This is a genomic window from Lactobacillus sp. ESL0681 (assembly GCF_029392835.1).
Classification (GTDB): Bacteria; Bacillota; Bacilli; order Lactobacillales; family Lactobacillaceae; genus Lactobacillus.
Genome location: NZ_CP113943.1, coordinates 996,477 through 1,021,582, shown reverse-complemented (window position 1 = coordinate 1,021,582; position 25,106 = coordinate 996,477). Strand labels below are relative to the sequence as shown.

The 25,106-nt window shown below is 37.3% G+C and carries 24 protein-coding genes and 1 tRNA gene; 17 read left to right on the top strand and 8 right to left on the bottom strand.

Annotation, left to right across the window (positions count from 1 at the left end; translation table 11 throughout):
• Positions 1-2 precede the first annotated feature (2 nt).
• The gene (locus OZX59_RS04920) at positions 3-362 is read left to right on the top strand and encodes a DUF956 family protein (protein WP_277124846.1); all 360 of its coding nucleotides are present in this window, start codon (positions 3-5) and stop codon (positions 360-362) included.
• Positions 363-412: 50 nt separating this feature from the next.
• On the opposite strand, the gene OZX59_RS04915 is transcribed toward OZX59_RS04920, so the two are convergent.
• The gene (locus OZX59_RS04915; RefSeq protein ID WP_277124844.1) at positions 413-1,780 is read right to left on the bottom strand and encodes an amino acid permease; all 1,368 of its coding nucleotides are present in this window, start codon (positions 1,778-1,780) and stop codon (positions 413-415) included.
• Positions 1,781-1,943: 163 nt separating this feature from the next.
• Between OZX59_RS04915 and OZX59_RS04910 the strand changes: the two genes are divergently transcribed.
• The gene (locus OZX59_RS04910) at positions 1,944-2,498 is read left to right on the top strand and encodes a GNAT family protein (protein WP_277124842.1); all 555 of its coding nucleotides are present in this window, start codon (positions 1,944-1,946) and stop codon (positions 2,496-2,498) included.
• A gap of 23 nt (positions 2,499-2,521) precedes the next feature.
• Here the strand turns inward: OZX59_RS04910 and galE are convergent, their stop codons facing one another.
• Positions 2,522-3,511, bottom strand: coding sequence for a UDP-glucose 4-epimerase GalE (galE, locus tag OZX59_RS04905; RefSeq protein WP_277124840.1), 990 nt, complete (start codon positions 3,509-3,511; stop codon positions 2,522-2,524).
• Positions 3,512-3,662: 151 nt separating this feature from the next.
• On the opposite strand from galE, the gene OZX59_RS04900 reads away from it, so the two are divergent.
• From OZX59_RS04900 to OZX59_RS04865, 8 genes are all read left to right on the top strand, one after another.
• Positions 3,663-4,421: an NADPH-dependent oxidoreductase gene (locus OZX59_RS04900; RefSeq protein WP_277124838.1), complete on the top strand. Its 759-nt coding sequence runs from the start codon at positions 3,663-3,665 to the stop codon at positions 4,419-4,421.
• Between the two features lie 68 nt (positions 4,422-4,489).
• A tRNA-Thr gene (locus tag OZX59_RS04895) sits at positions 4,490-4,562 on the top strand.
• A gap of 359 nt (positions 4,563-4,921) precedes the next feature.
• Positions 4,922-6,505 carry an ABC transporter ATP-binding protein gene (locus OZX59_RS04890; RefSeq protein ID WP_277124836.1) on the top strand — a complete coding sequence of 528 codons (1,584 nt, stop codon included), beginning with the start codon at positions 4,922-4,924 and terminating at the stop codon, positions 6,503-6,505.
• Entirely contained in the window at positions 6,505-8,097 is a 1,593-nt protein-coding gene (locus OZX59_RS04885; RefSeq protein WP_277124834.1) for an ABC transporter ATP-binding protein, read from the top strand. The genes OZX59_RS04890 and OZX59_RS04885 overlap by 1 nt, the downstream gene beginning before the upstream one ends.
• A 77-nt stretch (positions 8,098-8,174) precedes the next feature.
• Positions 8,175-8,363 carry a Type 1 glutamine amidotransferase-like domain-containing protein gene (locus OZX59_RS04880; RefSeq protein WP_277124832.1) on the top strand — a complete coding sequence of 63 codons (189 nt, stop codon included), beginning with the start codon at positions 8,175-8,177 and terminating at the stop codon, positions 8,361-8,363.
• Between the two features lie 130 nt (positions 8,364-8,493).
• Positions 8,494-8,868 (top strand): cupredoxin domain-containing protein, encoded by a 375-nt coding sequence (locus tag OZX59_RS04875; RefSeq protein WP_277126991.1) that lies wholly within the window; start codon positions 8,494-8,496, stop codon positions 8,866-8,868.
• A gap of 16 nt (positions 8,869-8,884) precedes the next feature.
• A complete protein-coding gene (locus OZX59_RS04870; RefSeq protein ID WP_277124830.1) occupies positions 8,885-9,151 on the top strand; it encodes a cupredoxin domain-containing protein in 267 nt (88 codons plus the stop codon).
• Positions 9,151-11,070 (top strand): copper-translocating P-type ATPase, encoded by a 1,920-nt coding sequence (locus OZX59_RS04865; RefSeq protein ID WP_277124828.1) that lies wholly within the window; start codon positions 9,151-9,153, stop codon positions 11,068-11,070. Before OZX59_RS04870 ends, OZX59_RS04865 begins: the two co-directional genes overlap by 1 nt.
• A 33-nt stretch (positions 11,071-11,103) precedes the next feature.
• Here the strand turns inward: OZX59_RS04865 and OZX59_RS04860 are convergent, their stop codons facing one another.
• Positions 11,104-11,658: a TetR/AcrR family transcriptional regulator gene (locus OZX59_RS04860; protein ID WP_277124826.1), complete on the bottom strand. Its 555-nt coding sequence runs from the start codon at positions 11,656-11,658 to the stop codon at positions 11,104-11,106.
• An 89-nt stretch (positions 11,659-11,747) separates the two neighbouring features.
• On the opposite strand from OZX59_RS04860, the gene OZX59_RS04855 reads away from it, so the two are divergent.
• Complete coding sequence (locus tag OZX59_RS04855; protein ID WP_277124824.1) at positions 11,748-13,346, top strand: FAD-binding protein; 1,599 nt, start codon at positions 11,748-11,750, stop codon at positions 13,344-13,346.
• A 112-nt stretch (positions 13,347-13,458) separates the two neighbouring features.
• Here the strand turns inward: OZX59_RS04855 and OZX59_RS04850 are convergent, their stop codons facing one another.
• Both OZX59_RS04850 and OZX59_RS04845 read right to left on the bottom strand, forming a co-directional pair.
• Positions 13,459-14,538 carry a lipocalin-like domain-containing protein gene (locus OZX59_RS04850; RefSeq protein WP_277124822.1) on the bottom strand — a complete coding sequence of 360 codons (1,080 nt, stop codon included), beginning with the start codon at positions 14,536-14,538 and terminating at the stop codon, positions 13,459-13,461.
• Positions 14,539-14,654: 116 nt separating this feature from the next.
• Positions 14,655-15,248, bottom strand: a complete 594-nt coding sequence (locus tag OZX59_RS04845; RefSeq protein WP_277124820.1) for a TetR/AcrR family transcriptional regulator — start codon at positions 15,246-15,248, stop codon at positions 14,655-14,657.
• 154 nt (positions 15,249-15,402) lie between these two features.
• Here OZX59_RS04845 and OZX59_RS04840 point away from each other — a divergent pair, with 154 nt between their 5' ends.
• Positions 15,403-15,783 (top strand): hypothetical protein, encoded by a 381-nt coding sequence (locus OZX59_RS04840; protein WP_277124818.1) that lies wholly within the window; start codon positions 15,403-15,405, stop codon positions 15,781-15,783.
• Positions 15,784-15,828: 45 nt separating this feature from the next.
• Positions 15,829-16,959: a lipocalin-like domain-containing protein gene (locus OZX59_RS04835; RefSeq protein ID WP_277124816.1), complete on the top strand. Its 1,131-nt coding sequence runs from the start codon at positions 15,829-15,831 to the stop codon at positions 16,957-16,959.
• 113 nt (positions 16,960-17,072) lie between these two features.
• Here the strand turns inward: OZX59_RS04835 and OZX59_RS04830 are convergent, their stop codons facing one another.
• Together OZX59_RS04830 and OZX59_RS04825 are read right to left on the bottom strand one after the other, a co-directional pair.
• Positions 17,073-17,636, bottom strand: coding sequence for a UbiX family flavin prenyltransferase (locus OZX59_RS04830; RefSeq protein WP_277124814.1), 564 nt, complete (start codon positions 17,634-17,636; stop codon positions 17,073-17,075).
• 6 nt (positions 17,637-17,642) lie between these two features.
• Positions 17,643-19,115 (bottom strand): UbiD family decarboxylase, encoded by a 1,473-nt coding sequence (locus OZX59_RS04825; protein ID WP_277124812.1) that lies wholly within the window; start codon positions 19,113-19,115, stop codon positions 17,643-17,645.
• Positions 19,116-19,217: 102 nt separating this feature from the next.
• On the opposite strand from OZX59_RS04825, the gene OZX59_RS04820 reads away from it, so the two are divergent.
• Positions 19,218-19,646, top strand: a complete 429-nt coding sequence (locus OZX59_RS04820) for an amino acid decarboxylase (protein ID WP_277124810.1) — start codon at positions 19,218-19,220, stop codon at positions 19,644-19,646.
• A 27-nt stretch (positions 19,647-19,673) separates the two neighbouring features.
• Here the strand turns inward: OZX59_RS04820 and mmuM are convergent, their stop codons facing one another.
• The gene (gene mmuM, locus OZX59_RS04815) at positions 19,674-20,597 is read right to left on the bottom strand and encodes a homocysteine S-methyltransferase (RefSeq protein WP_277124808.1); all 924 of its coding nucleotides are present in this window, start codon (positions 20,595-20,597) and stop codon (positions 19,674-19,676) included.
• 100 nt (positions 20,598-20,697) lie between these two features.
• Between mmuM and OZX59_RS04810 the strand changes: the two genes are divergently transcribed.
• The 3 genes from OZX59_RS04810 to OZX59_RS04800 all read left to right on the top strand — a co-directional run bounded on the left by OZX59_RS04810 (position 20,698) and on the right by OZX59_RS04800 (position 25,094).
• Positions 20,698-22,071, top strand: coding sequence for an amino acid permease (locus OZX59_RS04810; protein ID WP_277124806.1), 1,374 nt, complete (start codon positions 20,698-20,700; stop codon positions 22,069-22,071).
• A gap of 172 nt (positions 22,072-22,243) precedes the next feature.
• On the top strand, positions 22,244-23,089 hold the full coding sequence (locus tag OZX59_RS04805) for a PRD domain-containing protein (RefSeq protein WP_277124804.1): 846 nt from the start codon (positions 22,244-22,246) through the stop codon (positions 23,087-23,089).
• A gap of 94 nt (positions 23,090-23,183) precedes the next feature.
• Positions 23,184-25,094 carry a beta-glucoside-specific PTS transporter subunit IIABC gene (locus OZX59_RS04800; protein ID WP_277124802.1) on the top strand — a complete coding sequence of 637 codons (1,911 nt, stop codon included), beginning with the start codon at positions 23,184-23,186 and terminating at the stop codon, positions 25,092-25,094.
• Positions 25,095-25,106: the final 12 nt, after the last annotated feature.

Sequence of the window (25,106 nt, the reverse complement as noted above, 5' to 3'; positions counted from 1 at the left end):
ATATGGTTAAATCGAGTAATGCCGTAAGTGAGTTATCAATTAGCGCGACTTGGTTTCGGGGCGTCGCGACTTATGGCAAGGTAATGATTGGCGATCATGCTTTTGAATTCTATAATGACCGTCATCTTGAAGATTATGTCCAGATACCATGGGATGAAATCACCTATGTTGTGGCAGATGTTCATTTTGGTGGACATTATATTCCGCGATTTGAATTACGGACTAAAAGTAATGGAACGTTTATTTTTTCAACACGAAAAAACAAGCAGACGCTACATGCAATTCGTAATCATTTTCCGGCTGATAAAATGCGCAAGTCATTAACTTTATGGCAAAAAATCAAAGCTAATTTTACTAAATAGAGCATAAAAATACCTCCTTAATTTTGATAGTTAAGGAGGTGTTTTTTTAATTAATTTTGTTTTGTACGAAATATTTTAGTGCTAGCAGCTAAAACTGCAAATAACACGATCGCAGCAATCATTGAAACACGATTGTCTGGTAGGATAAGCAGTAAAACAATCATTGAGACAAAGAATAAAATAGTTGCGTAATCAAGGTATGGGAATCCCGGCATCTGAAATTCAGTTAGCTGATCAGGAGCTGTATTTTTACGGTAAGCAATGTGAGTTAAAAGCATCAAACACCAAATGATTAAAAACATGCTTGTTGAGGTTGATGAAATAAAGCTAAACGCTTGATCACCGATTACAACGATAATAATTGGTGCTATTGCCATTAGGCAGGCAGATAGCATCAATGCGTTTTGTGGTAGTTGTCTGCGCAAGTGGCCAAAGGTTTGACTCCATTTTCCTTTACCATCAAATGAGACTGAAAACAGGATGCGTCCCGCACTATATAAAATACTGTTGGTTGAAGAAACCGCGGCAGAGATAACCACGAAGTTAATAATTGAGCCAGCGTTCCGAATTCCAGTTGCTCCAAGCGCCTGGACGAATGGACTAGAATTAGTGGCTACCTTATTCCAAGGGATGACTACTAGGATAGCGACAATAGCTAGCACGTAGAATAAAATGATTCTTAGTGGTACTTCATTAATTGCTTTTTTAATTGTGGTTTGTGGATTTTGAGCTTCAGCAGCGGTTAAACCAACTAATTCTACGCCGACAAAACTAAAAATCACCATTTGAAATCCTGACCAGAAGCCAGAACTGCCTTTAGCAAAAAAGCCACCATGTTTGACTAGATTATCAAGTGCGACTGGACCAAAGTTGGTTTGATCGCCTTTTATTAGTAAAAAGCCAACTAGTAATACAAAAGCGATAATCGTCACAATTTTAATAATGGCAAAACTAAATTCTAGGTTGCCGAATAGTCGAGCTGATAGCAGATTAATAAATAGTAAAGCAACAATAGTAACCAGCCCTGGAATCCAAGTAGGTAAATGAGGGAACCAATACTGAAAGTAAATTCCTAAAGCGGTCATTTCAGCCATCCCCAAGGTAATCCAACTAAGCCAATAGAGATAACCTGTGATATGGCCAATATCATTACCTAAATATTTTTCGATGAAATCGATGTAGGTATGCTTGGATAAATCGGAAACAATTAATTCGCCTAATGCCCGCATTAATAGAAACAGAAAAATTCCGACAATAATATAAATTAAAATTACACTTGGACCAGCTGCTTGAATACTATTACCCACACCGAGAAATAGCCCAGTCCCGATGGTACCGCCTAACGCAATTAATTGAATATGTGCATTGGTCAGGGTACGCTCATAGCCAGTGCTATTTTTAGGATCTTCCTTACTCATTAAACTACTCCTATTCTTAAATAATATATAACACCTTATTATTGTAGCAAATTTGAATGATTTATGCTTTACTGGGACTGTTAATATTAAATGATAGTGGTAAATAAGATTGTTTTTTTGCCGAAATATCAGTATTATTAAGAAATGGTTAAGGAGGTTAAAAATGTTTAAACTTACAGAGTTTATGGTTAATGATTTAGCAATTCAACTGGTTTTGCCAGAAGTCAATCAAGCAGAAGCGATCTATCAACAAGTAGCTGACAGTCGTGCTAGTCTTGCTCGCTTTCTGCCTTGGGCTAAGTCGATGTCGAGTGTAGAAGATGAAGCGAAATTTATCAAAATGACTAGAACTAAAACTGCTAATTATGAAATGTTAGAATTGGTGATTACTGTTGCTGGTCAGCCAGCGGGAATGTTAGATTTACATCAAGTTGATTGGACTAATGAAAGTGCGGAAATTGGCTATTGGTTAGGCGAGTCATATCGGGGTAAAGGGATTATGACTGAAAGTGTGCGGCAATTAGTAGTCATCGCTTTTAATGAATTAGGCTTGCACAGACTTAACTTATTAGCAGATCATAAAAATACGACCAGTCGTGCTGTTGCACAACGTTTAAATTTTACCCATGTGGCACTTTTACGAGATGAACTTAAGCATGATAACCAATTTCACGATATGGATTTATATACGATAATTAATGAAATAAAAAATGACTAGCTCAGTTTGCTAGTCATTTTTGTTTAGTCATTATAGCCTTGGGGATGAGTCTGATGCCACGTCCAAGCACTAGTCATAATTTCTGTTGCACTTTCATGACGAGGCTGCCAGTTAAGAATAGTGCGAGCCTTAGTTGAATCAGCAACTAGCGAATCTGGATCACCGGCACGGCGTGGCCCAATGGTATAAGGAATTTCTTTGCCAGTTACGCTACAAGCAGCTTGCAGGATTTCTAAATTAGAATAACCGTGTGCTGTACCTAAATTGAAGACATCTGATTGATTAGTTTTGACTAAGTGATTTAAGGCTAACAAGTGAGCATCAATTAAATCTTCAGCTTGGACATAGTCGCGCACATTAGTTCCGTCAGGAGTGTCATAGTCATTACCAAAAATAGTAAATTGTCCATCACCTGAAACTGCACTGCGTAAAATATTTGGAATTAAATGGGTTTCTGGGCTGTGATCTTCACCAATACTGCCATCGCTTAAAGCACCAGCAACGTTGAAGTAGCGCAAGGCAATTGACTTAATGCCGTCAGCCTTGTCTGCCCAATGCATAATCTTTTCCATCATGGCCTTGGTGTCACCATAAGGATTAATCGGATTCAGCAGTGAATCTTCGGTAATTGGCAGTTTTTGCGGGATACCATAAGTTGCAGCGCTAGAAGAAAAGACGAGATACTTAACATCAGCATCTTTCATTGCTGTCAGCAGAGCAATCATGCCAGAAACGTTGTTGTCATAATATTTGAGCGGCTTTGCTACAGACTCTGGGACTAAAGAATATGCGGCAAAGTGCATGACTGCATCAATTTTTTCATTACGCAAAATTTGGCTGACCAAGAACTGATTTTGGAGATCGCCTTGGTAAAACTTGGCTTTAGGATCGACCGATTTTCGATGACCGGTGTATAAAGCATCCAATACGATTACTTGATTGCCAGCTGCCAGCAACTTCTTGACTGCGATTGAACCGATATAACCGGCTCCACCAACGACTAATATACGCATAATTGCCTCCAATTAAGAATCTGATTTTAGTTAAATTTTACCATAGCTATTAGGAAAAAAGTTTAACTTTTCGCAAAATGGGTTAATTGACACTAAGTGAAATTTGCCATAAACTTACTTTTAGTAAGAAAATAGAGAAAGAGGTAAGTAAATGATTCATAATGAAACAATTGATCGGCAACTTGAGCATCGTTCAATTCGTAAATTTAAGGATGAAACTTTAAGTGCAGACGAGTTAACTACTTTATACACGGTTTTTCAACATACAGCCACCAGCATGTTTATGCAAAATGCTTCGTTATTGCATATTACGGACGAACATAAGAGAGCGCAAATTCGGCAATTGTGTAACCAACAATATGTTGGCTCAGAAGGTGATTTGTTCATCTTTGTCGTGGATTTATATCGTAATCAGCAAATTCGTCAGCAATTGGGACAAGATGATGGACGAGTGCATACGACTGATATTTTCTTTCAGGGATTGGATGATACTTTGTTATCTTTTCAAAATGTCGCCAATGCGGTAGAGAGCATGGGATTGGGCATGGTGCCACTTGGTACGATTAACGACCACCCGTTAGAAATGCTCAAAGTTCTGGATTTGCCTAAGTTAACTTTTCCAGCGTTAGGAATGCAGGTAGGTGTACCTGATCAACAGCCACAACTCAAGCCGCGTTTACCACTGAAATTTACTACCTTTGAAAATGAATATCCACGCGATTTTAAAGTAAGTGATTTAGCAGATTATGATGCTGAAGTGACGACTTACTATGATTTGCGGGATGCTAATCGCCGCATTGATTCATTTACTAAGCAAATTACTGGCGACAAGCTGAACGACAAGCGGATTGATCGTGACCAATTACCGCAACTATTGCATGAGCAAGAATTGTGCCTTGATTGGCAATAATCAGCAAAGGCGTGCAATTTAATTTGCACGCCTTTTTTAGTTCTGGTATAATTTAAACGTTACGAGTTGCTGATTTAGCTCAGTTGGTAGAGCGTTTCCCTCGTAAAGAAAAGGTCGCCAGTTCGATTCTGGCAATCAGCATAACAAAGGCAAATATCGCATTAAAACCCGTTGTATCAATCTTGATATGACGGGCTTTTGCTTGTTATGAAGTACTTTAAATAGTTGTAAATTAATGTGAAATGTTGTGGTCAGTCACACTGTAGGTCACACAAAGTAAAATAAGTTAGAAATTTGTCGTCATTAATTTTTTAGAAATGAACGTAACCCTTGATGTAGCAGGCTTAATTGCCTGCTTTTTGTGTGACTAAGTGTGACTAGAAATAATTTGATATGAAAATTAAATCTCTTAAAGTTTTACTGACATTTTCACAACATTAAAGTATTGCTAATAAGTCAATATTAGTGTTTAATTAAAAAAGAAAATAAGGGGGAATTTATTGAGTATTAAAGAAATTATTAGAGTCAACGGACCAAGAGCTATTTTAATTTTAGTTATTTATATTTTTAGTTCATTTTCAAGCACTGGATCACAATATTTACTTAAATATGCGATAAATGCGATTAGTAAACAGAACTTTTCTAATTTTCTGGTTTGGATAATTACTCAAGCTGTTACTAAATTTATGGCAACTGCATTACTTGCGACGGCAACTTATAAATTTAATCAGCAGATACAGGAATATATCCACAGAGTACGAGATGAAATTTTACGCCATTATTATGCAAATGGTCAGGATAAAATTTCTAAAATAGAAAATGAATTAAGCAGTAATATGAAAATTTTAACGACTGATTATTTAGAGCCTTGGTCTATTATTGTGCAATCTTTACTTGTGATTATGCTATCGATTAGTGCCTTGTTTACATTACATTGGAGTTTGATTTTAGCAACTATCGTTGTCGCGATTATTGTATTTCTATTACCAAAAATCATGAAAAAAAAGTTATCAACGGCAACTGCCACTGCAGCGATGCAAAATTCAGAATTGCTTGAAACTATTAGTAATTGGTTTCAAGGCTTAACTGAATTACGGCGTTATCGCGTTTTTTCAAAAGTGAATAAGGAATTGGATCGCACTAGTCAAGCTTTAGCTCAAGCAAATATCAAAAAAGAGAATCTGCATGGCATTGCAATTGGAATTAATGGTATTGGCAATACGCTTGGACAAATTGGAATTATGGGCTATGCTCTTGTTTTGCTTGTTAATCATCAAATTGATTTTGGCAGTTGGGTTATTGCTACTAGCTTTTGTTCGAATATTTTCAATAGTTTATGGGATATAGTTGATGCAATTACATCAATTAATTCAACTAAGCAGTTGCGAGATCTAACTGGAAAATTACGCCAGTTTATTTCGTTGCCGCAAGTAGTGCCAGTTAATAGTGTTCAAGTTAAAAATTTAGTAGTTGAATATCAACATGGTGAGAAAATTACCTATCCTGATTTTACAATTAATGCAGGTGATAAAGTATTGCTAACGGGAGATTCTGGTAGTGGTAAATCTACACTATTAAAAGTTTTATTGGGTGAGTTAATACCACAGCGAGGACGAGTTATCTATCAAACAGATAATGGACAAGTAATTAGTCCTCAAAATGCTATGGTTGGTTATATTGCTCAAGATAGCAGTTTATTTCCTACTAGTATTACGGAAAATATTACAATGTTTGCCAACAATTTAGTTGAAAAAGTTCCTAAAGTTACAGAAAAAATGCAGCTTTCTGCTGATTTAGGTAACTTTCCTGCTGGTTTAAAAACGCAAGTTAATTTGGATCAAGATAATTTATCAGGTGGTCAGAAGCAGAAGATAGTTTTGGCTAGAGCCGAAATTTGTGAACCACAGATGTTGTTACTTGATGAAGCAACTAGCGCAATTGATAGTAATGCAACTGCTAAAATTGTTCATGAATTATTGCAAACTAAGCAAACTTTACTGATGGTAGCACACAATTTTAGCCCGAAATTAATGCAGCAATTTGATTATCAAATTAATTTACAAGCTAAAGAAGGTGCAAAATAATGACGATTAAAGACTTTTTTAAGCAAAATCCATTACGTTGTATTCTGATAATTTTTACAGCAGCTTTCTTTCCAGCAATGCATCTAGTTAATACTGGCTTGCTTGCAATAATAACAACAGCCATAAAAAAATGGCAAATTCCATTTGCTTTTTTGCTAGTTGCAATTATGGCGTTAGTTTCACTAGTTGATTATTTTACTCAAGGTTGGTTTAATTCATTATTTACAAAACAAGCAGAAGAATATAGCGTAACTTTGCGCCGTAAAATAGTTCAGCATTATTTTTATGATCAAGCTGATCATCAAGTTTCACAAGTACAAAATCGTCTAACTAATGATATTGAACAGGTAACTTGGGATTATTTTGCATCTTGGTGCAATATTATTATGGACATTAGCTTTTTTGTTTTTGCTTTTTTATTGTTGCTAAACTTTCATTGGTTATTGCTGGTAATTAGTATTGCAATGACAATTATTTCGTTAATCTTGCCTAAATTATTGAATAAGCAGTTGCAAAAGGCAACGTTGCATATTTCTAGTGCTAATAAAATTTATCTTGATAGCCTTGAAAAGTGGCTATCTGGATTAGCGGAATTACGCCGATATTTAGCAGGTGCTAAATTATTTAAAGTAATCCAGGTAGATTCTAAAAAGTTAGAAGATGCGAATGTTAAACAAGTTGGTTTGCAACAAACTTTAGTGGTAATTAACGGTTTAATTTCGGAAAGTTTTAGCTTTTTACTTTTTATCCTAGCGGGATGGTTGATTATAAACCATCACGTTCAATTTGGTGCTTGGATCGTTGTGGTGGACTGTCAATATTATCTTGCTAGCTCAATTGAACAAATGATTGCGGCTTATGGGCGAATTGAGGGAAGTAAGTCCCTCAATAAGCAAATTGCGGATTCTGCCACACAAAGTTCGGTAAAACAGGAAAAGAGTTTGGAGACACCAGTTTCTTTGATGACAGAAAATTTAAGTCTTAAGTTTCCTAATGGTGAGCGACTAACTTTTCCAGACCTTAATGTTAAAAAGGGTGAAAAAGTATTGCTTACTGGTGATTCTGGTGTTGGTAAAACTAACTTACTGAAAATTTTACTTGGTGAAATTACACCTACAACGGGTAAAGTGCTATTCAGGAATGAAACAAGACAAAGAATCATACCAGACATGAGCAAAGTTGGGTATATTCCACAAGAACCAGTTTTGTTTCCAGGAAGTGTTGCTGACAACATGACAATGTTTAGTGTAAGCCTAAAACCTAAATTAACGCCATTGATTGAGAAAATTCAGTTTAGAAGTGATATTTCCCATTTTCCTACAGGACTAAATACGATAATTAATTTAAATAAATTAAATGTTTCAGGAGGACAAAGGCAAAAAATTGTTTTAATTCGGGCATTGGTTCATCAAAGTAAAATTATTCTGATTGATGAAGGAACAAGTGCCATTGATCAACAAGCAACAATCGAAATTTTGCGTGAAGTTACTTCTGGTGAACAAACAGTTATTTTTATTGCTCACAGTCTTAATGATCATATGAGACAAATGTTTGATCGTGAGATTCGTTTGGTTAAAAACAAGAATCGATAGTATTTATACTTGGGGTAAACCTGTTTTTATGATAATACGTAAATATTAATAATTAAAAATCACTATTTGGAGGAAAAATGAAGAAAATTTTTTTATGTTCTTATTTTGCTGGAGTTGTTGAACAGTTTGAAGATTTCATTCAGACTAGTAACATAAAAACTAATAAGGTTTTGTTTATTCCAACTGCTGGTAATGTTGAAGAATATACTGGATATATTGATGAAGGCCGCGAGGACTTAACTAACTTGCATTATAAAATTGAATAATCCTTGATAAACAGGCAATCAGCCTGTTTTTTTGTATGATTTGAGCCAAAAAGTTGCATTAATGTTTACAAATGTAAATCATGTGGTATCATAATCATAAGTTTACAAGTGTAGACAACAATTGAGGAGAATAATTATGAGGATCAGTGTAGCAATTATTGGATTAATATTAATTGGCTTTATTTTTTGGTGGTTTTTCGGCAAACGTGATGTGCAAGCTAAAGCGGCAAATGTAGTATCTGATAATCAGAAGATTGCTATTGAAGTTAAAGGTGGATACTCACCAGAAAAGATAATCTTGCAGCAGGGCGTACCAGCAACGCTCAACTTTACAAGAAGTGATTCGTCGAGCTGTCTCGATCATGTGATTTTCCCTGACTTTGGGATTAATCAAGAGTTGCCGCAGGGTAAAGCAGAACAGATAAAGATTGATACCAGTAAGCCAGGTGAATATAGCTGGCAGTGCGGCATGAACATGTTTCATGGCACGCTAATCGTAAAATAGTTTGGAGGTAATTAAGATGGAGCAAAATCAAGCCAAAATAATTGTTGATGGTGGCTTTAAACCTGATGTTGTCATTTTAAAAAAGAACCTTCCTGCACAACTTACTTTTATCAGAACTAGTGATCAAGGCTGTTTAAATTACGTGAGTTCTACTACGCTAGCTTTTTCTGCTGAATTACCGCTTAATCAGCCAGTTACGGTTAATCTGCAGCCTTTAAAATCGGGGAATTATGATTTTAGTTGTGGTATGGAGATGTTTTTTGGAAAAGTCGTGGTTGAGTAATGAAGCTTAAAACTCGTTTTTGGATTTCATTAATATTATCGTTGCCAATGCTAGTATCAATGCTTGTAGAACCTTTTACAGGCTGGATGTTACCGGAATGGGCCATGTGCGTTTTAACTACAATTATTATGCTAATTGCGGCTAGGCCCTTTGTTCAGTCTGCTTGGGCATCATTCAGCAAGCACCATGCCAATATGGATACACTGGTTGCGCTTGGTACTTTAACGGCTTATTTATACAGCATTTATGCAATGGTGACAGGTAAAAGTGTCTTCTTTGAGAGTGCAGCGTTTGTGATCACATTTGTTTTGCTAGGACAAGTTCTAGAAGAAAAGATGCGCGATAACGCTTCTAATGCAATCGGCAAGCTAGCAGGTTTGCAAGCGAAGGATGCATTGGTAAGAAGGAACGGAGCTTTTGTCAAAGTGCCAATTGATGAGGTAAATGTTGGAGATTTCGTCCAAGTTAAGCCTGGACAAAAAATCCCGGTAGACGGCGTAGTTTCTTTCGGCAGTTCAACGATTGATGAATCAATGGTCACAGGTGAAAGTATGCCCGTGCAAAAGAAAATAGGTGACAAGGTAATTGGCTCAACCATCAATACTAATGGCACTCTGATTTTTGAAGCGCAAAAAGTCGGCAGCGATACTATGTTATCCCAAATAGTTGACATTGTGAAAAAAGCCCAAAATAGCCATGCACCGATTCAAAATTTAACCGATAAAGTTTCCGACGTTTTTGTTCCCACAGTGCTAATAATTGCCATTGCGACTTTTATTATTTGGTATTCGCTGATTGGCGCCAATATTGCTGATGCACTCATTTTTGCGGTTTCAGTAATGGTAATCGCTTGTCCTTGTGCGTTAGGTCTTGCTACACCTACGGCACTAATGGTTGGTACTGGTAAGGGTGCCAAAATGGGAATTTTAATTAAAAATGGTGAAGTGTTAGAAGCAGCCAACAATTTGGATACAGTAGTCTTTGATAAGACTGGTACCATTACCAACGGCACCCCGGTAGTAACTGATATTATCGGTGAAGATCAAAACAGGATTTTAGCAATAGCTTCGAGTTTAGAAGCAGCTTCTGAACATCCTCTTGCAGCAGCCATTTTAGCAGGTGGCAAAGAGCATAATGCCAAAATTACTAAAGTTGATAATTTTAAGGCGGTTGAAGGACAAGGTATTGTTGGGGAACTTGCTGGAGAAAAAGTCTTGGTTGGCAATAGCAAGCTATTTAGTAACGAGAATTTAACTATTGATTCTGAAGTAGAAAAAAGCATACAGCGATTGCAAGCAGAAGCTAAGACAGTTGTTTTGGTGGGACTTAACAGGTCTGTTATTGGTGTGATTGCTATTCAGGATGCTCCTAAGCCAACTACTAAAACAGCAATCACCGCGTTAAAAAAGCAAGGTTTACAAGCAGTGATGCTAACTGGAGATAACAAGTTAGTTGCACAAGCAATTGCCAAGCAAGTTGGTATCGAGCAAGTTATCGCTGATGTATTGCCGATAGATAAGGCTAATAAAATCAAAGAATTACAAGCTTCTGGTAAAGTTGCCTTTGTCGGTGATGGAATTAATGATGCTCCCGCTTTAACACAAGCTGATGTCGGTATTGCCATGGGGTCTGGGACAGATATTGCTATTGATTCTGGTGGCATTGTCCTTGTTAAAAATAATTTGCTCGACGTTGCTAAAGCATTAGAATTAAGTAAGCAGACCTTTAACAGAATAAAATTGAATTTATTTTGGGCGTTTATTTATAATATCTTGGGAATTCCAATTGCCGCAGGAGTCTTCGCTGGTATAAATATTGTTCTCAGCCCAGAAATAGCAGGATTGGCGATGGCTTTTAGTTCACTATCTGTTGTAATTAGTTCAGTCTTACTGGGCAAAGCTAAGATAAAGGTAGCTTAGACCATGTATTAATTGCCTTATAAAGAATAAATTTTATTGTAAATCTGGAAAACATTGTTCAATGGTTGCAACTATTGATTCTCTGGAAACCTTATTGCTATTTAAAATACAATAGGTCATTAAGCTTTGCAAACCACCAACACTGTAATAAAATAATTGCTTATTATTTCCACTCTCTAAATCCCATTTAAAAAATTTTTCTACCATTTCTTTGGTATAGATATTGGTATTAGTAATTAATAATTCATTTAAATCATGATCTTCTAAAAAGTCGATAAAGTCATCTTTAAGTACCTTATCTACAAAGGCGTTCCAAAAGTCATGGTTAGTAATATCTTTCTTTTTTATGGTTTGACTAAAAAAGTTCTTGAAGTCTTTATCTAAATAGTTAATTAGAATATCTTCTTTGTGAGTATAATAGCGATAAAACGAGGTTCTTGAAACTCCAGCCCGTTTACAAATTTCACTTATTTTTATTTTAATAAACTTTTTTCTTTGCATTAGTTGAATTAAGGCAATAAAAAGATATTTTTTGGTTAAAGTTTCCTTTTCAGTATATTGCTTGTTACATTTTTTACTATCTGTCACAATAACTCCTCCAAAGCTAGCGCTTTCAAAAATACTATAGTATAACAACATTGTAGGCACAATCGTTTTACTTGAGAAAGGAAGTTAACATGACTACAAGTACTGAAATCATTGAAAAGTGGAGTAAGAAACCACAAGCTATAGAGGATATCAAAGAAACTCGAACAGCTGATATTGTGATAGTTGGAGCAGGCTTAGGCGGAATGGTCGCCGCTGCAAAAGCATCAGAATTAGGTTCAACAATAGTTATAGATAAGATGCCACATATTGCTGCTGTTCGTCAAGCTGAATGGGCTTTTGATTCAAAATTTCAACGTGATGCTGGTAAAACTTTTACAGCTGAGGAAAGAGAAACAATTATTGGTGACTTAATGCGCGATGATCACTGGTCGATGGCTAATCAAGCAGTAGTAACCTCTTTTGTTGATCAGAGTGGTCCTTTAATTGATTGGATTAAGCCGATTATAGAAGAAAACTCGGATATTAGGTTGGAACTTGAACCAGGATGGGGCCCATATGGTATTTCCTATGGAAGACCAGGTTATCCAGAACCAGATTGGTTTGTACCGTTAAAGAAGTACATGGAAAAAAATGGTGCTCAGATTATTTTGAATATGCGCGGTGAGCAATTGGTTCAAGACGGTAATGGTAAGGTTACGGGTATAATTGCTAAAAATGAAGCTGGAGAATATATTAGATATAATGCTAATAAAGGCGTTATTTTAACTACCGGTAGTTTTGGTAAGAACCAAGAAATGATGGAGGACTTCTATCCACGTGAGGAAAGATATTCTCATGATATGTTTTACCCGCAATCAACTGGAGATGGCCACATTATGGCTTTACAAGCTGGTGCTGATATGGAATCAATTGCTTGGGGCGATAGCTTTTTAACTTCAGATGTTAGATTTAATAATCATACAAACTCGACTAGTTTAGCTGACATCGTTTACTGGCCAGCATATGCTTGTTTACCGCAATTGTATGTTAATCATAATGGTGAACGCTTCATTAATGAAGGTGGGTACAAGGCTGGAGAAAATCCATTGTTTTGTGATACAGCCAATGAAATGAGAATTGCAGATGGCATTTTTTGGCAAACACCAGATAATAAAGCCTGGTCAATCTTTGATGACAAGACAGAAGAAAAGTTGGATAAAAAAGCTAAGACCAAAGAAAATGGTGTCTTGCACATTGGTGGTGTAACTACTAGTTGGCCATCACCAGGTATGAATAATCGTAAGAAGTTGGAACGTGATGTTAAGGATGGTATTACCGTTAAAGCTGATACTATTGAAGAATTGGCAGCTAAGATTAATGTTCCGGTAGATAAGTTAAAAGCTACAGTTAAGCGCTACAATGAAATGTGTGCTCAGGGTACAGATAGTGACTTCATTAAAGAGCCGATTTGGCTTAATTCAATTGATGAAGGACCATTTTATGCTTCTAGAATTACTTCAACTCCTTGCTGTACGCGTGGTGGAATTGTAATTGGCCCCCATGGTCAAGTTATGGACCGTAAAGGTAGACCTATTGAAGGCTTGTATGCTGGTGGTACTACAGCTGGTTCAGCATTGGGCTGGCAAACAACAATCAACATTTGTATCGTTTCACAAATGTTTGGTTGGTTAGGTGTTCAAGATGCTTATGGCGTTCTAAAGACACCAATTCACAGTTATGAAAAATAGTTAACTAAATTAGTATAGGGACTTATACGTGCGTTACTAATATGGCTTAAAATAAATAGTCTTAATAGCTGGAATAAAGAGCTATTAAGACTATTTTTGATTTATCTATTTTTTAAACATCCAGCGTTTTGCCAAAATACATTTCTTCCCATAAACCTTGGCTAGACTGTGTTTCTATAATTTGGTCGCCATCAAACACCTCTAACTTAATCTTACCGGAGAACCGTAAGTATGCGCCATCAAAGCCGGCTAATTTGGCTAATAACTTCTTAATTCCAGAAATTTGATCGATGAAAGAGATTCTGCTGATCGTTTTTTCGCGAAGGTAAGATATTTTGTAGTGATGCTTACCATCATTATAATCGTAAATAATTTGATTATGAAAAGGCTTTTTGGTTTGTTCATCGATTTGTTTGTCTTGCTCAGAATAGGTCATGTATTTAGGATTATCAGCTAAAACTTGGTCTTTTTTAGCTAAAAAGAAAATTGGTAACTTTTGGTAGCCATATTTTTTCTCAGCAGTCATATAACTAGAAATAACCGTGTAATCGCCAATATTAGCGCGCCCCCAGTACCAGTGATGCATAACTTTCATTAGAGCGACATCGCCCCAATTATGATCATGATAGCAGTCGCCGGTTAAAGTTTGTTCTTTTGACGCAATAGTTACTTTAGCAGTAACTTTGCCGCGCGGAGTGGCAGGTAACCAACCAAAGTTGTTTTCATCGTGATCACCAAAAAAGATACAGACATTACGCCGCCAGGCAGGAGTGACGTTGTCAAATTCTAGTTCAACGGTAATCTTCGGAGAAAACACCCCGATTTGATAATGCTTTAGATTGCCTCTGAAGTAATTTTGCCCGATTTTGACATTACATTCATCTTTGGCAGCTGAAAATTCTGCTGGCGTAAATTCAAGATGATCGCTAACTTTGCTGCCATCTGCTTGAGTAAGTTCAATATCTATAGAAGGTTCCAACTCACTACCAGGATTAACCGCGGATTTAGCAAAAAAGGTAATTACTAACTGAGAACCATCGTTTAAATTAGCATCAAAATACCACCATTCATAAGTTCCTTTGGTATTTGGATTAGTTCTAATACCATCTTCCCAAGTGGCAACTGTATTTTTATTTATATCATATTTCTTAAAATCTTCGCTAGTATCAGCTAAACGTGCTCGTTGTGTCATGTGATTCGTCCTTTATGATTGCTAGTAATTTACTTACTACTATACAACTTCACCATAAGCTGATATTAGTCATGTGTCAATTTTTTTGCTGGGAATAAAAGTGGAGTTTAGTCAGACTATGTTTGATAGTTAAAGAAAATTCCATTAGTAATGATTGGACTAATAATGGTAGCTAATAGTTCACTGAACTCTTGAGGACTTTTTTTAAAATTGGTTTTCACCCATTCAACGATTAGGTTAATAATTAATCCGGTTAGAGCTGCTGAAGCATAGTTTTCTGGAATTGCAAGATATTCAGTTAAGTGTTTTTGTTGCCAGATCTTTTGATCTGCTGTAGTTAATTTGCTAATGAATGCTGGTGCACTGGCACTGGATAATAAAACAGAAAATTTTTGTTTATTATGATAAATGTAATTGATAAATTCGTGATAGTAATTTTCCAGTTGTGCAGAATCAAGTTCCTTAGTGAATAATTGCGGTGCTTGATTAGCTGTCTGTTCGAACTCAGAAATTAAGTCTTGCTCGACAGACTCAAGCAATTCAAATTTATTAGCAAAATATTTGTAGAAAGTTGCGCGGTTAACTTTAGCTAGGGCTAGAATTTCTTTAATACTTATTTTCGAAAAGTCTTTGTTTTCCAGTAGCTGCCAAAAAGCTTCTTTAATTGCATGTTTGCTTTTTTGAATTCGTTTGTCTTCTGATTTGGTCATAAGTAGTTACCTTCTGTGATATTAAACTTTTAGTTATAGTTTATTGGTTGACATAAGCGATATTCGTATTATACTTCAGTCATAATAAATAATAAACTTAAGTTTATTATTTAGTGTGAAAGGTAGCTTATAGATATAGAAAGGGACTATAAAATTGACCGAAATAGAAACAATGCACTATTATGTGTTAAGGAAGAACCATGCAAAAATGGTAGCGGCTTTAGATAAGGCTTTGGACTATCAACGCCAGAATCCAGCATTGATTCGATATACTTTATCTAGGACATTTTTCCGTGAGGATCCAGACAATCCTGACCGTGAGATTTGGATGTTAATTGATGAATCGACCAATCATGATGATTATGCAAAGACAATGCTTTCAGCACAAGAGGATCCAACAGCTGAAGAATTTCGTGAAGCATTTCTTGACTTTGCAGTCCCAGCATCAGCTTCATTGAGCGGAGTGCCGTCATTAGACCATGTCGTTTGGCAAGAAATTCCTGAAATGCACGTTGAATTACCAGAAAATAAATAATATTTACTAACTAGAGCTAAATTTTTCTTAGCAGGAGGTATTAAAATGTCACAAGGTAGAATTATGAATCGTCCTGAGGATTATAAAAAGTTAGGAATTAACCCAAACAAAGTCGAAGCTTCAGAAGATGGTCGCAGGGACAATGATCAACCAGGTCATGCTGAAGTTTGGTACTTAGATTGTAGTTTTGATGATAAATCAACGCTTGTCTTGGGTTTTAGGCCTAAGTCAGTTGATCATGTTGATCAGGCAGGGGATAATCCGAATGTTGCTATTAATTATACTAGTGCAGCTGGTAAGCCATTTTATGATTATCGGTTGTATGACGTGCAAGATACCTTCTCTAGTCGAGATAAGCTTGACTTAAAATGGGGTCCAAGTACTTTAGTTGGTAAAGATTGGCAAGAATATGATATTCATATTGAACCAGAACCTGATCAAGAAATTGTGATGGAAGGCAAGAAGTCTGTTGAGCATCAGACGGCAATTGATTTGCACTTTAAAGCCCAAGTGAAGCCATTTAGACCTGGTAGTGGCTATATTACCTTTGGACCAAATGACGAATATTATTATAACTTCATTTGTGTGACTAAATTATCTGTTAGTGGTAAGGTGACAATTGCAGGCGAAGAAAAAGCAGTTACTGGATCGGCTTATTATAACCACCAATGGTTTAATATCAGTCCTGTCAACGCTTTTCATCATTGGGTTTGGGGTAGACAAAACATTGGTAATTATAGTGTCTTACTTTATGACATGGTCGGTGCTGATCGCTTTGGCCAACCGAGAATCCCATTATTAACTATTGATGATAATCAGGGCAAGCGAATTTTTGAAAATACCAGTGCTGATGATGTTAAAGTTGAGATTTTGGATACTTATGTGCAAAAAGAAACCAATAAGGTGATGCCTAAAAAATTGCATTACGTTTTTACCCATCCAGATATTCAAGTTGAGTATACTATTAGCAACCCTAAGGAGATCAATACGATTGATATCTATGGAATGTCGCCTACTGATAAGCAGAGGCAGTTCGATAAAATGGGAATGCAACCAACCTATACTAGATTTTTGGCGACCACAGAATTGAAAATTACTCGTTCAGGAAAAACAGAAACAATTGCAGGTTCAATGCTTTATGAAATTAACTTTGTAGCAAAAAGTTTACAAAATTAAATCAAAAGGTAGCGACTTTATTTTTTCCCTAGTGTAGATAATTTAACTATAATAAAATAACCCCCGAAATTAGTTGTTCTAATTTCGGGGGTTATTAAATTTAGTAATTTTTTTTACTTTCCTTGCCAGCGTTTAGCTACTTCATTTTTAATTCCTAACGCGTCTAAGATTTTCATTGTTTGATGATCAAGTAAATCTTGGATAGTTTTAGGCTGAGTATAAAAGGCTGGAATTGGTGGAATAACTTGTACTCCAATTTTGGCTAGTTTAGTCAAGTTTTCAAGATGAATAACGCTAAGTGGTGTTTCGCGCGGAACGATAATCAATTTACGTTGCTCTTTAATCATGACATCGGCAGCTCGTCCAATCAGGTTGTCGGCATATCCTTGAGCGATACCTGATACAGTCTTCATGCTGGCTGGCACAATTACCATACCATCGCTTAGAAATGACCCGCTCGCAATAGCTGCACCTTGATTGTGTTCATCGTAGGTGTAATTAGCTAGAGCTGTAACTTCTGCTAGGGTGAGGCTAGTTTCGACTGCTAAGTTCCTTTTAGCCCAGGTGCTCATGACTAAATGAGTTTCAACGTCAGGCATTTGGCTGGTTTTCTTGAGTAAGTCAATCGCATAAGTGGTAGCAGAAGCGCCAGAAACGCCAATTATTATTTTCTTCATTATTACTTACTCCAAATATTTACGCCAATCTGGTACCTTCATAAATTGTGCTCGTTCAAATTGATCCTTCATATCAAATGGCACTGTACCATCGATTACTAGTTTGGAACTCATTCCTTTGAACCGAATTGATTTCGGATCATATTCTGGCCGCTCCGATGGATCTAGTGGGTGATTACGCATCCCAGATAAAACCATTAAGTCTTTGTCAGCTTGAAATCTGGTATTCATAGTCCAAACAACATCATTCATATCAAAGATATCGACATCTTCATCAACTAAAAAGACAGTTTTTAATTCTTTGAATGCAGCAAAGGCTAAGATGGCAGCTTGCCGCTGGATACCTTCATCGGCCTCATTATCTTTATGAATTTGCATGATAGTCATTAGCTTACCGCCGCCTGCTGGTGGGTTATATACATTAACGACTTTGCCTGGAATAGCTTTATTAGTTAATTGCAAAATGCTGGCTTCGGTTGGGATGCCTGCCATACTAACATGTTCTTCGCTAGGACCGATTACGCTTTGCATAATTGGATTTTGACGGTGTGTTACGGCAGTGACCTTAATGACCTGAACAGCTGGGTTGGCATCACCGTCGTAACCAGGAAATTCAGGCATTGCTTTACCGGTGTGGGTGTTAATATCCTCTTGAATTCTTTCATGGGGCATAATATAGCCTTCAATGGTGTATTCAGCACGGGCAATCGCCTTTTCATCGACAGAGACACCGTTAACTAATTCAACGGCTTCTTTACGTAAAGCTCCAGCAACACCTAGTTCGTTATAACCAAGTGGGGTGGTTGGCGGTTCAAAAGTGGTACCAATGGTAATAGCGGGATCTAGTCCGATACTAATAGTAATTGGCATCGGTTTATTAGCTTTTTCGTATTCGTCAGCAAATACACCGATATGGCGACCGCCTGGCATAATGTAGATTGCTAATTTATCTTTGCCCTCAATACACATCCGGTGGATAGTCACGTCGGAAATTGACTTGTCCATACTGGAACCGAAGACGACACCAACGGTAATATATGGTCCAGCGTCTTGCGGGGTATTGGTTGGTGCTGCTACTAATTTGCGTAGGTCAAAGCCGTCCTCTGTTGCTAAATGCACTGCTTCGTGACTGGGCGCGTCTGCTTCGTCAACTAAAACTGGCGCCACGGGTGTAGTTACAGCATCATTAAAATATTGCCCTAAAGTGCGCCAATCATGATGGAGGATTTTACCTACCCGTTTACGGCTAGCCATTAAGCCAATTAAGACGCGGGTATTTGGAAAACCTTTGACGTTGTTAAACATCATTGCTGGGCCTTCTTTAGTAGGACGCTCAACAGTTCCTCCGGCACCGATATAACGGTAAACACCAGCTAGTTCTGCATCAGGATCGACAGCTACATCGGTTTCATGATAATTTTGCGGATCGTCTTCAATTTCACTCAGGACTTTACGTAAGTCCCATTTGTTATTTGTCATCTAGCTTCAGCTCCTCTAAAATAAACTATAACTAAATTAGTTATCTATTCAGCTTACTCGGTTTGGAAAAAAGTAGCAAATAAGATATTAAGAGGATAAATTATGACAAAGCAAAGTTTTCAATCAACAGTAACAGCACTGGGTTTTTCAATTACACTGGAAGCAGAATTTATTGGTCCTGATCTGGCAATTAAAATATTTGGCGGTGATCATCCACATATTGGTACGGTGTGTTTTGTTGATCAGACTGGTGATATTCAGGATCGTCCTTTTCCTAGTCATGATAATCGCTTGCATAAAGATGGTATTTTAGCTAAACAAATCTTGACTATCATTAAGGATAGTCTTCCAGGATTGTGTGTCGTTTTAGCTGGAGTTCATGTTGATCAGATTAGCCAACGGCAATTAGCAATGACCAGTGAAATGACGCAGCAGCTGGGGCAGCGGTTGCATACTTGGTTATCGCAAGTTGAAGTTAATTGGTCACAGCCAAAGTATTATGGAGCAAATGAACAACCCAAAAAAGAGTAGCATTGAGCTACTCTTTTTCTGACGCAACTAGTTAATTTCATTAAATGCACGAGCAATTTCTGCAGTCTGCTCATGATTAGTGGTGCAGCAGCTGCCAATTAGGTGAGCACCAGCAGCATACCATTTCTTAGTTGCTTGGTAAAAATCGATCTTTTCTGGTAGGTCTTGCCAAGTCTTAGTAGTCGGATCATAAGAAGCACCTTGATTAGGATAAACCACAATTTCCTTACTAGTCAGTGGCTTTATTACCTTAACTGCAGCTGTAACTAGGTTAGGATTAGTACAATTAATGCCAACTGCAAAAACTTGGGAGAATTGATCAATTGTACTAACGGCTTCGGCTAGGCTAGTGCCATCGCTAATAGTTTGGGCATCGCGCAAAGTAAAGCTAACATAAACTGGATATTTAGGATAATTGTTTTCCATCCAAGTTAAAAGGCATTTAACTTCCTTTAGGTTGGGCTGGGTTTCAATCGCAATGCAGTCTGGCTTTTGCTCAATAATCGTTTGTAAACGTGGTAAATGAAAAGCCAAATATTCATCGTCCGTTAAAATATAGTCACCGCGGTACTCACTGCCGTCAGCTAAATAAGCGCCATAAGCACCAACTGTACCAGCCACAAAGTTATGGTTGCCGGTAATTGCTTCATAGTCATCTCTAGCTTTTAGCGCAACTTTGACTGCATTGCCAATAAAGGTCTGCGCTTGCTGACCAGTATATCCAGCTTTTTCAAACGCCTGAACATTAGCTTGGTAAGTGTTGGTGATGATTAATTGTGCGCCTGCCTGTAAATAATTTCGATGGGTTTGATACACGGCTGGTAAGTTATTAGTTAGTGCAGTTGCTGTCCATAATTTGTTATTGGTATCAACGCCTTGTGCTTCTAACTCATCGGACATAGCACCGTCCAGGACCAGTCCCTTATGTTGGCAAGTTTGTAATAAATCCATCATATCTCCTTAAAAAGCTATTGTAATTAGCAAGTAACAGTAATATTATTTTAATTATTATAATCTTATTTAATCCACATAAACAAGAGGGAATAAAAGTATGGGTAAGAATAAACATTTGGAACGTAAAATGGAATCACGACATATTCGTATGATTTCGTTAGGTGGGGTAATTGGAACAGGACTGTTCCTGAGTTCCGGCTATACTATTCATCAAGCTGGACCTGTTGGAACAATTATGGCTTATTTGTTGGGGGCACTGATCGTGTATACGGTAATGTTGTGTCTTGGCGAGTTGGCAGTGGCGATGCCTTATACAGGGTCATTTCATGTTTATGCTAAAAACTATATTGGACCAGCAACGGGGTTTGTGGTTGCGATCTTATACTGGTTAACATGGACAATCGCTTTAGGCTCAGAATTCACGGCGGCCGGATTAATTATGCAGCAATGGTTTCCGCAAGTGCCAGTCTGGTGCTGGAGCTTGGTATTTATGGTAGTAATCTTTTTGATTAACTTCTTTTCGGTACGCATTTTTGCTGAAAGTGAATTTTGGTTGTCAGCCATCAAGGTGTTTGCGATTGTTGGCTTCATTGTTTTGGGCTTTTTGGCAATTATTGGGGTTATTCCGCTTGAAGGGATGCATCATGCGCCAGGATTAAGTAATTTGACTAAAAATGGTTTATTCCCTAATGGTTGGTATGGCGTGTTTACGACGATGTTAACTGTTAACTTTGCCTTTTCTGGGACTGAACTAATTGGCGTGACGGCTGGCGAAGCTAAGGATCCAGAAAAGACGATTCCACAAGCAATTCACACAACTTTGTGGCGGCTAATTATTTTCTTTGTCGGGAGTATTGTTGTCTTATCAGCTTTAATTCCCTACAAAGTGGCAGGTGTTACCCAAAGTCCCTTTGTTTACGTTTTAAAGCAAATGCATATTCCGTTTGCAGCCGATCTGATGAATTTTGTCGTGTTAACGGCGATTGTTTCGGCAGCTAATTCTGGGTTGTATGCTTCGTCAAGAATGTTATGGTCACTAGGTAATGAAGGGACGATTCCTAAATTTTTTGCCAAGACTAACAAGAACGGTGCACCCAATGTGGCGTTAGTCTTTAGTATGCTGGGTGGGATTTTTGCGTTAGTTTCTAGTGTTGTGGCAGCTGATACCGTTTATCTAGTATTAGTATCGATTTCTGGCTTAGCTGTCGTGATTGTCTGGATGGCGATTGCGTTAAGTGAACTTAACTTCCGCAAACGCTTTTTAAAAGAAGGCCATCAGCTAAGTGAATTGAGATTTCGTACGCCTGGCTGGCCGTTTGTACCATACTTTGCTTTAATTGCTAGCGGATTGTCCTGCATTTTAATTTGGTTTGATCCACAACAGCGAATTGCATTGTATTGTACAATTCCATTTGTAGCAATTTGTTATTTAATCCATTATATTTGGATGAGAAAAGCAACTAAAAATTAAGTTAAAAATATTATTGACACCGCTTACCAGCTTTGCTATAGTAATCAAATAAAAATAGGACTGTTACGGATTTACATGTTCGGCATAACCTACGCTTAAGAATATTCTGTCTGATTCTACTTAGTGGAGTTTTCTTTAGCGTATTTTTTATGGAGTGAATAGAGGTGATGCGATGTACTTTCAAAAGAAAATCAATAACAATTTTGCTTGGGCACTTGATGGTGATGAACATGTAATTGTTGGTGGTAAAGGAATTTCTTTTAATAAAAAAGTAAATCAAAAAATAGCTGATAGCCAAATTGAACGTGTTTTTCGTCCAGAAGAATTGAAGCAAGATAGTCAAGTTGTTGGTAAATCTTTTGAAGATATTGACCCACAGGTCTTAACTCTAACGCAGGAATTGACGAAAAGGGTGCAAGAACGTTTAAAAAACGTTGACTTTAATAACAGTCACTTCTTAGCTTTAGCTGATCATTTGGATTATGCTTTAAAGCGTGGTGCAAACACGGATTATCCCGAAAATTTGCGCTGGGAAGTGCGAAAAACTTATCCTGAAGAATATGATGCTGCTCTTGATTCATTGTATTTCATTGAGCAGCAAACGGGAATTAGACTACCAAAAAGTGAACTAACCTTTTTAACTTATCATTATGTTGATGCGCAAAGCAACAATGATATTGGGCAGGAGCAAAGTGCTAAACTGGCTGAACTAACGAATCGTGCAATTGAAATTGTGCAGTATCACTATCAATTGATTTTGGATCAGAATTCTGCTAATTACGTGCGTTTTGTGACGCATTTACGCTTCTTTATTTTGCGGCAAATGCATCACGGCAAAGAACCAGTTTCCCAAGTTGATCCGCAACTACTCGCGATTGTAAAGCAGAATTATCAAAAAGCTTATCAAGCTGCCCAGCAGGTTGGAGAAATGTTAACGGAAAAGATTGCTTGTCAAGTTAGTCAAGAGGAGTTATTTTATCTAACTCTGCATATTGATCGCGTGACGAGAAGACAATAATATTTGGACTGTTACTGTTAAATCAGGCATAACCAAATAAAACTAGAGGAGTACTTTAGTTTTATTTGGTTATTTTTTTGAAAAAGGAGAAAAAATGAAAAAGGATTATAATGAATTGGCGCGGCAGGTAATTGAACTGTCGGGTGGTAAAAAGAATATCACTAATGCTTGGCACTGTGTAACGCGGTTACGCTTTAACCTAGTTAATAAAGATCTTGTTAAACTGGATGAAATCAAAAAAGTTAATGGCGTAATGGGGGCACAATTTTCAGGTGACCAATTTCAAGTAATTATTGGCAATGAAGTTGAGGATGCGTTTGATGCGGTACAGGGTCAATTAGGCAATATTGCTACTAATGATAATGAATCGGACGAAAAGCCAAAAGAAAATATTCTTAGCCAATTAATGGACTTTATCTCAGGAACATTTACGCCAGCTATGCCGGCCGTGATCAGTGCGGGTCTATTAAAAGGGGTTGTTGCAATTATTCAATCCTTCAAGTTAATGGCACCAAGTAGCGCTGGTTTTGCAATCTTGCAAATGGTTTCAGATAGTGCTTTTTACTTCTTGCCATTCTTATTGGCAGTTTCTGCAGCACGAAAGTTAAAGACCAATGAATACTTGGCCATGAGTATTGCCGGGATTTTGCTATATCCAACAATGGTTAACGGCTATAACGCGCTAGCTGCGGGTAAGCATATTGCCACGCTGAAGTTATTTGGTGTATTGCCAATGCCTTATCTATCTTATAGCTCATCTGTTATTCCGATTATGCTAGCCGTTTGGTTCTTAAAGTATGTCTACAAGTGGGTTAAGAGTTGGATGCCTAAATCAATTACGATTATGTTTAGTCCAATGCTAACTATGTTAATTGTTGCACCGGTTACGTTAACTATTTTAGGACCTTTAGGTAATTATATTGGTAATGGATTAGCTGGTATCATCCTCTGGTTGTTTGATAATGTTGGGTTTGTAGCAGGAGCCTTATTAGGTGGCTTCTGGCCATTGTTAGTCATGACTGGGATGCACTGGGCACTAAGTCCAATTGGCTTACAAATCTTTAGTCAACAGGGATTTGATAACTTCTTAACACCATCAACTATTTGTGCTACTTTTGCAATGGCTGGTGCTACTTTTGCTGTATTTTTCAAGACTAAAAATGAAGATATGAAACAAGTTTCCTTATCATCTGGTATTTCTGCTGTATTAGGAATTACTGAACCAGCAATGTACGGTGTGACTTTGAAGTTAAAGCGTCCGCTAATTGCCGCTATTATTGGTGGTGGTATTGGTGGTGCCATAATGAATATCTTCCAAACCAAATCATTTGGGATGTCAATGCCAGGGTTAATTGCTATTCCAGGATTCGTTGATCCGCATAATAGTATGAATTTAATTATTGCAATTATTGTTTCGATTGCTTCCTTTGCAATTGCTTTTGTTGCTACTTGGCTAATTGGTTTTGATGGAGATGGCAAGCGTAAAGCAACTGAAGAAGCTGTTGATACTAAGAATGAGGCAACTACTCCTGTTCAAAGTACTGGCAAGCAGATTAAGATTGTTGCTCCAGTTAGTGGTAAAAATGTTCCAGTAGAGAAAGTTAAAGATGATACATTCGCTAAGCAAATTATGGGTGAGACTACTGCCATTGAACCAAGTGCTAATGATATCGTGGCACCTTTTGAAGGAGAAGTAACACTAGTTGCGGAAACTAATCATGCTATTGGACTAAAGAGTACTGATGGCGTTGAGTTGCTAATTCACATGGGAGTTGATACAGTTGAACTTAAGGGTAAGCATTTTATCCCTCATGTTAAAAAAGGCGACCATGTAAATCAAGGTGATTTACTAATGGAAATGGACGTTGAAGCAGTTAAGTCTGCTGGTTATGATCCAGTAATTTTATGTATTGTAACTAATACTGCCGATTATGTTGATGTGATTTCGATGGTTGAGGCTGAAGATATTGTTGTTGGCGATAACATCGCCGCAGCAGTTGAATAATAGAGAGGAACT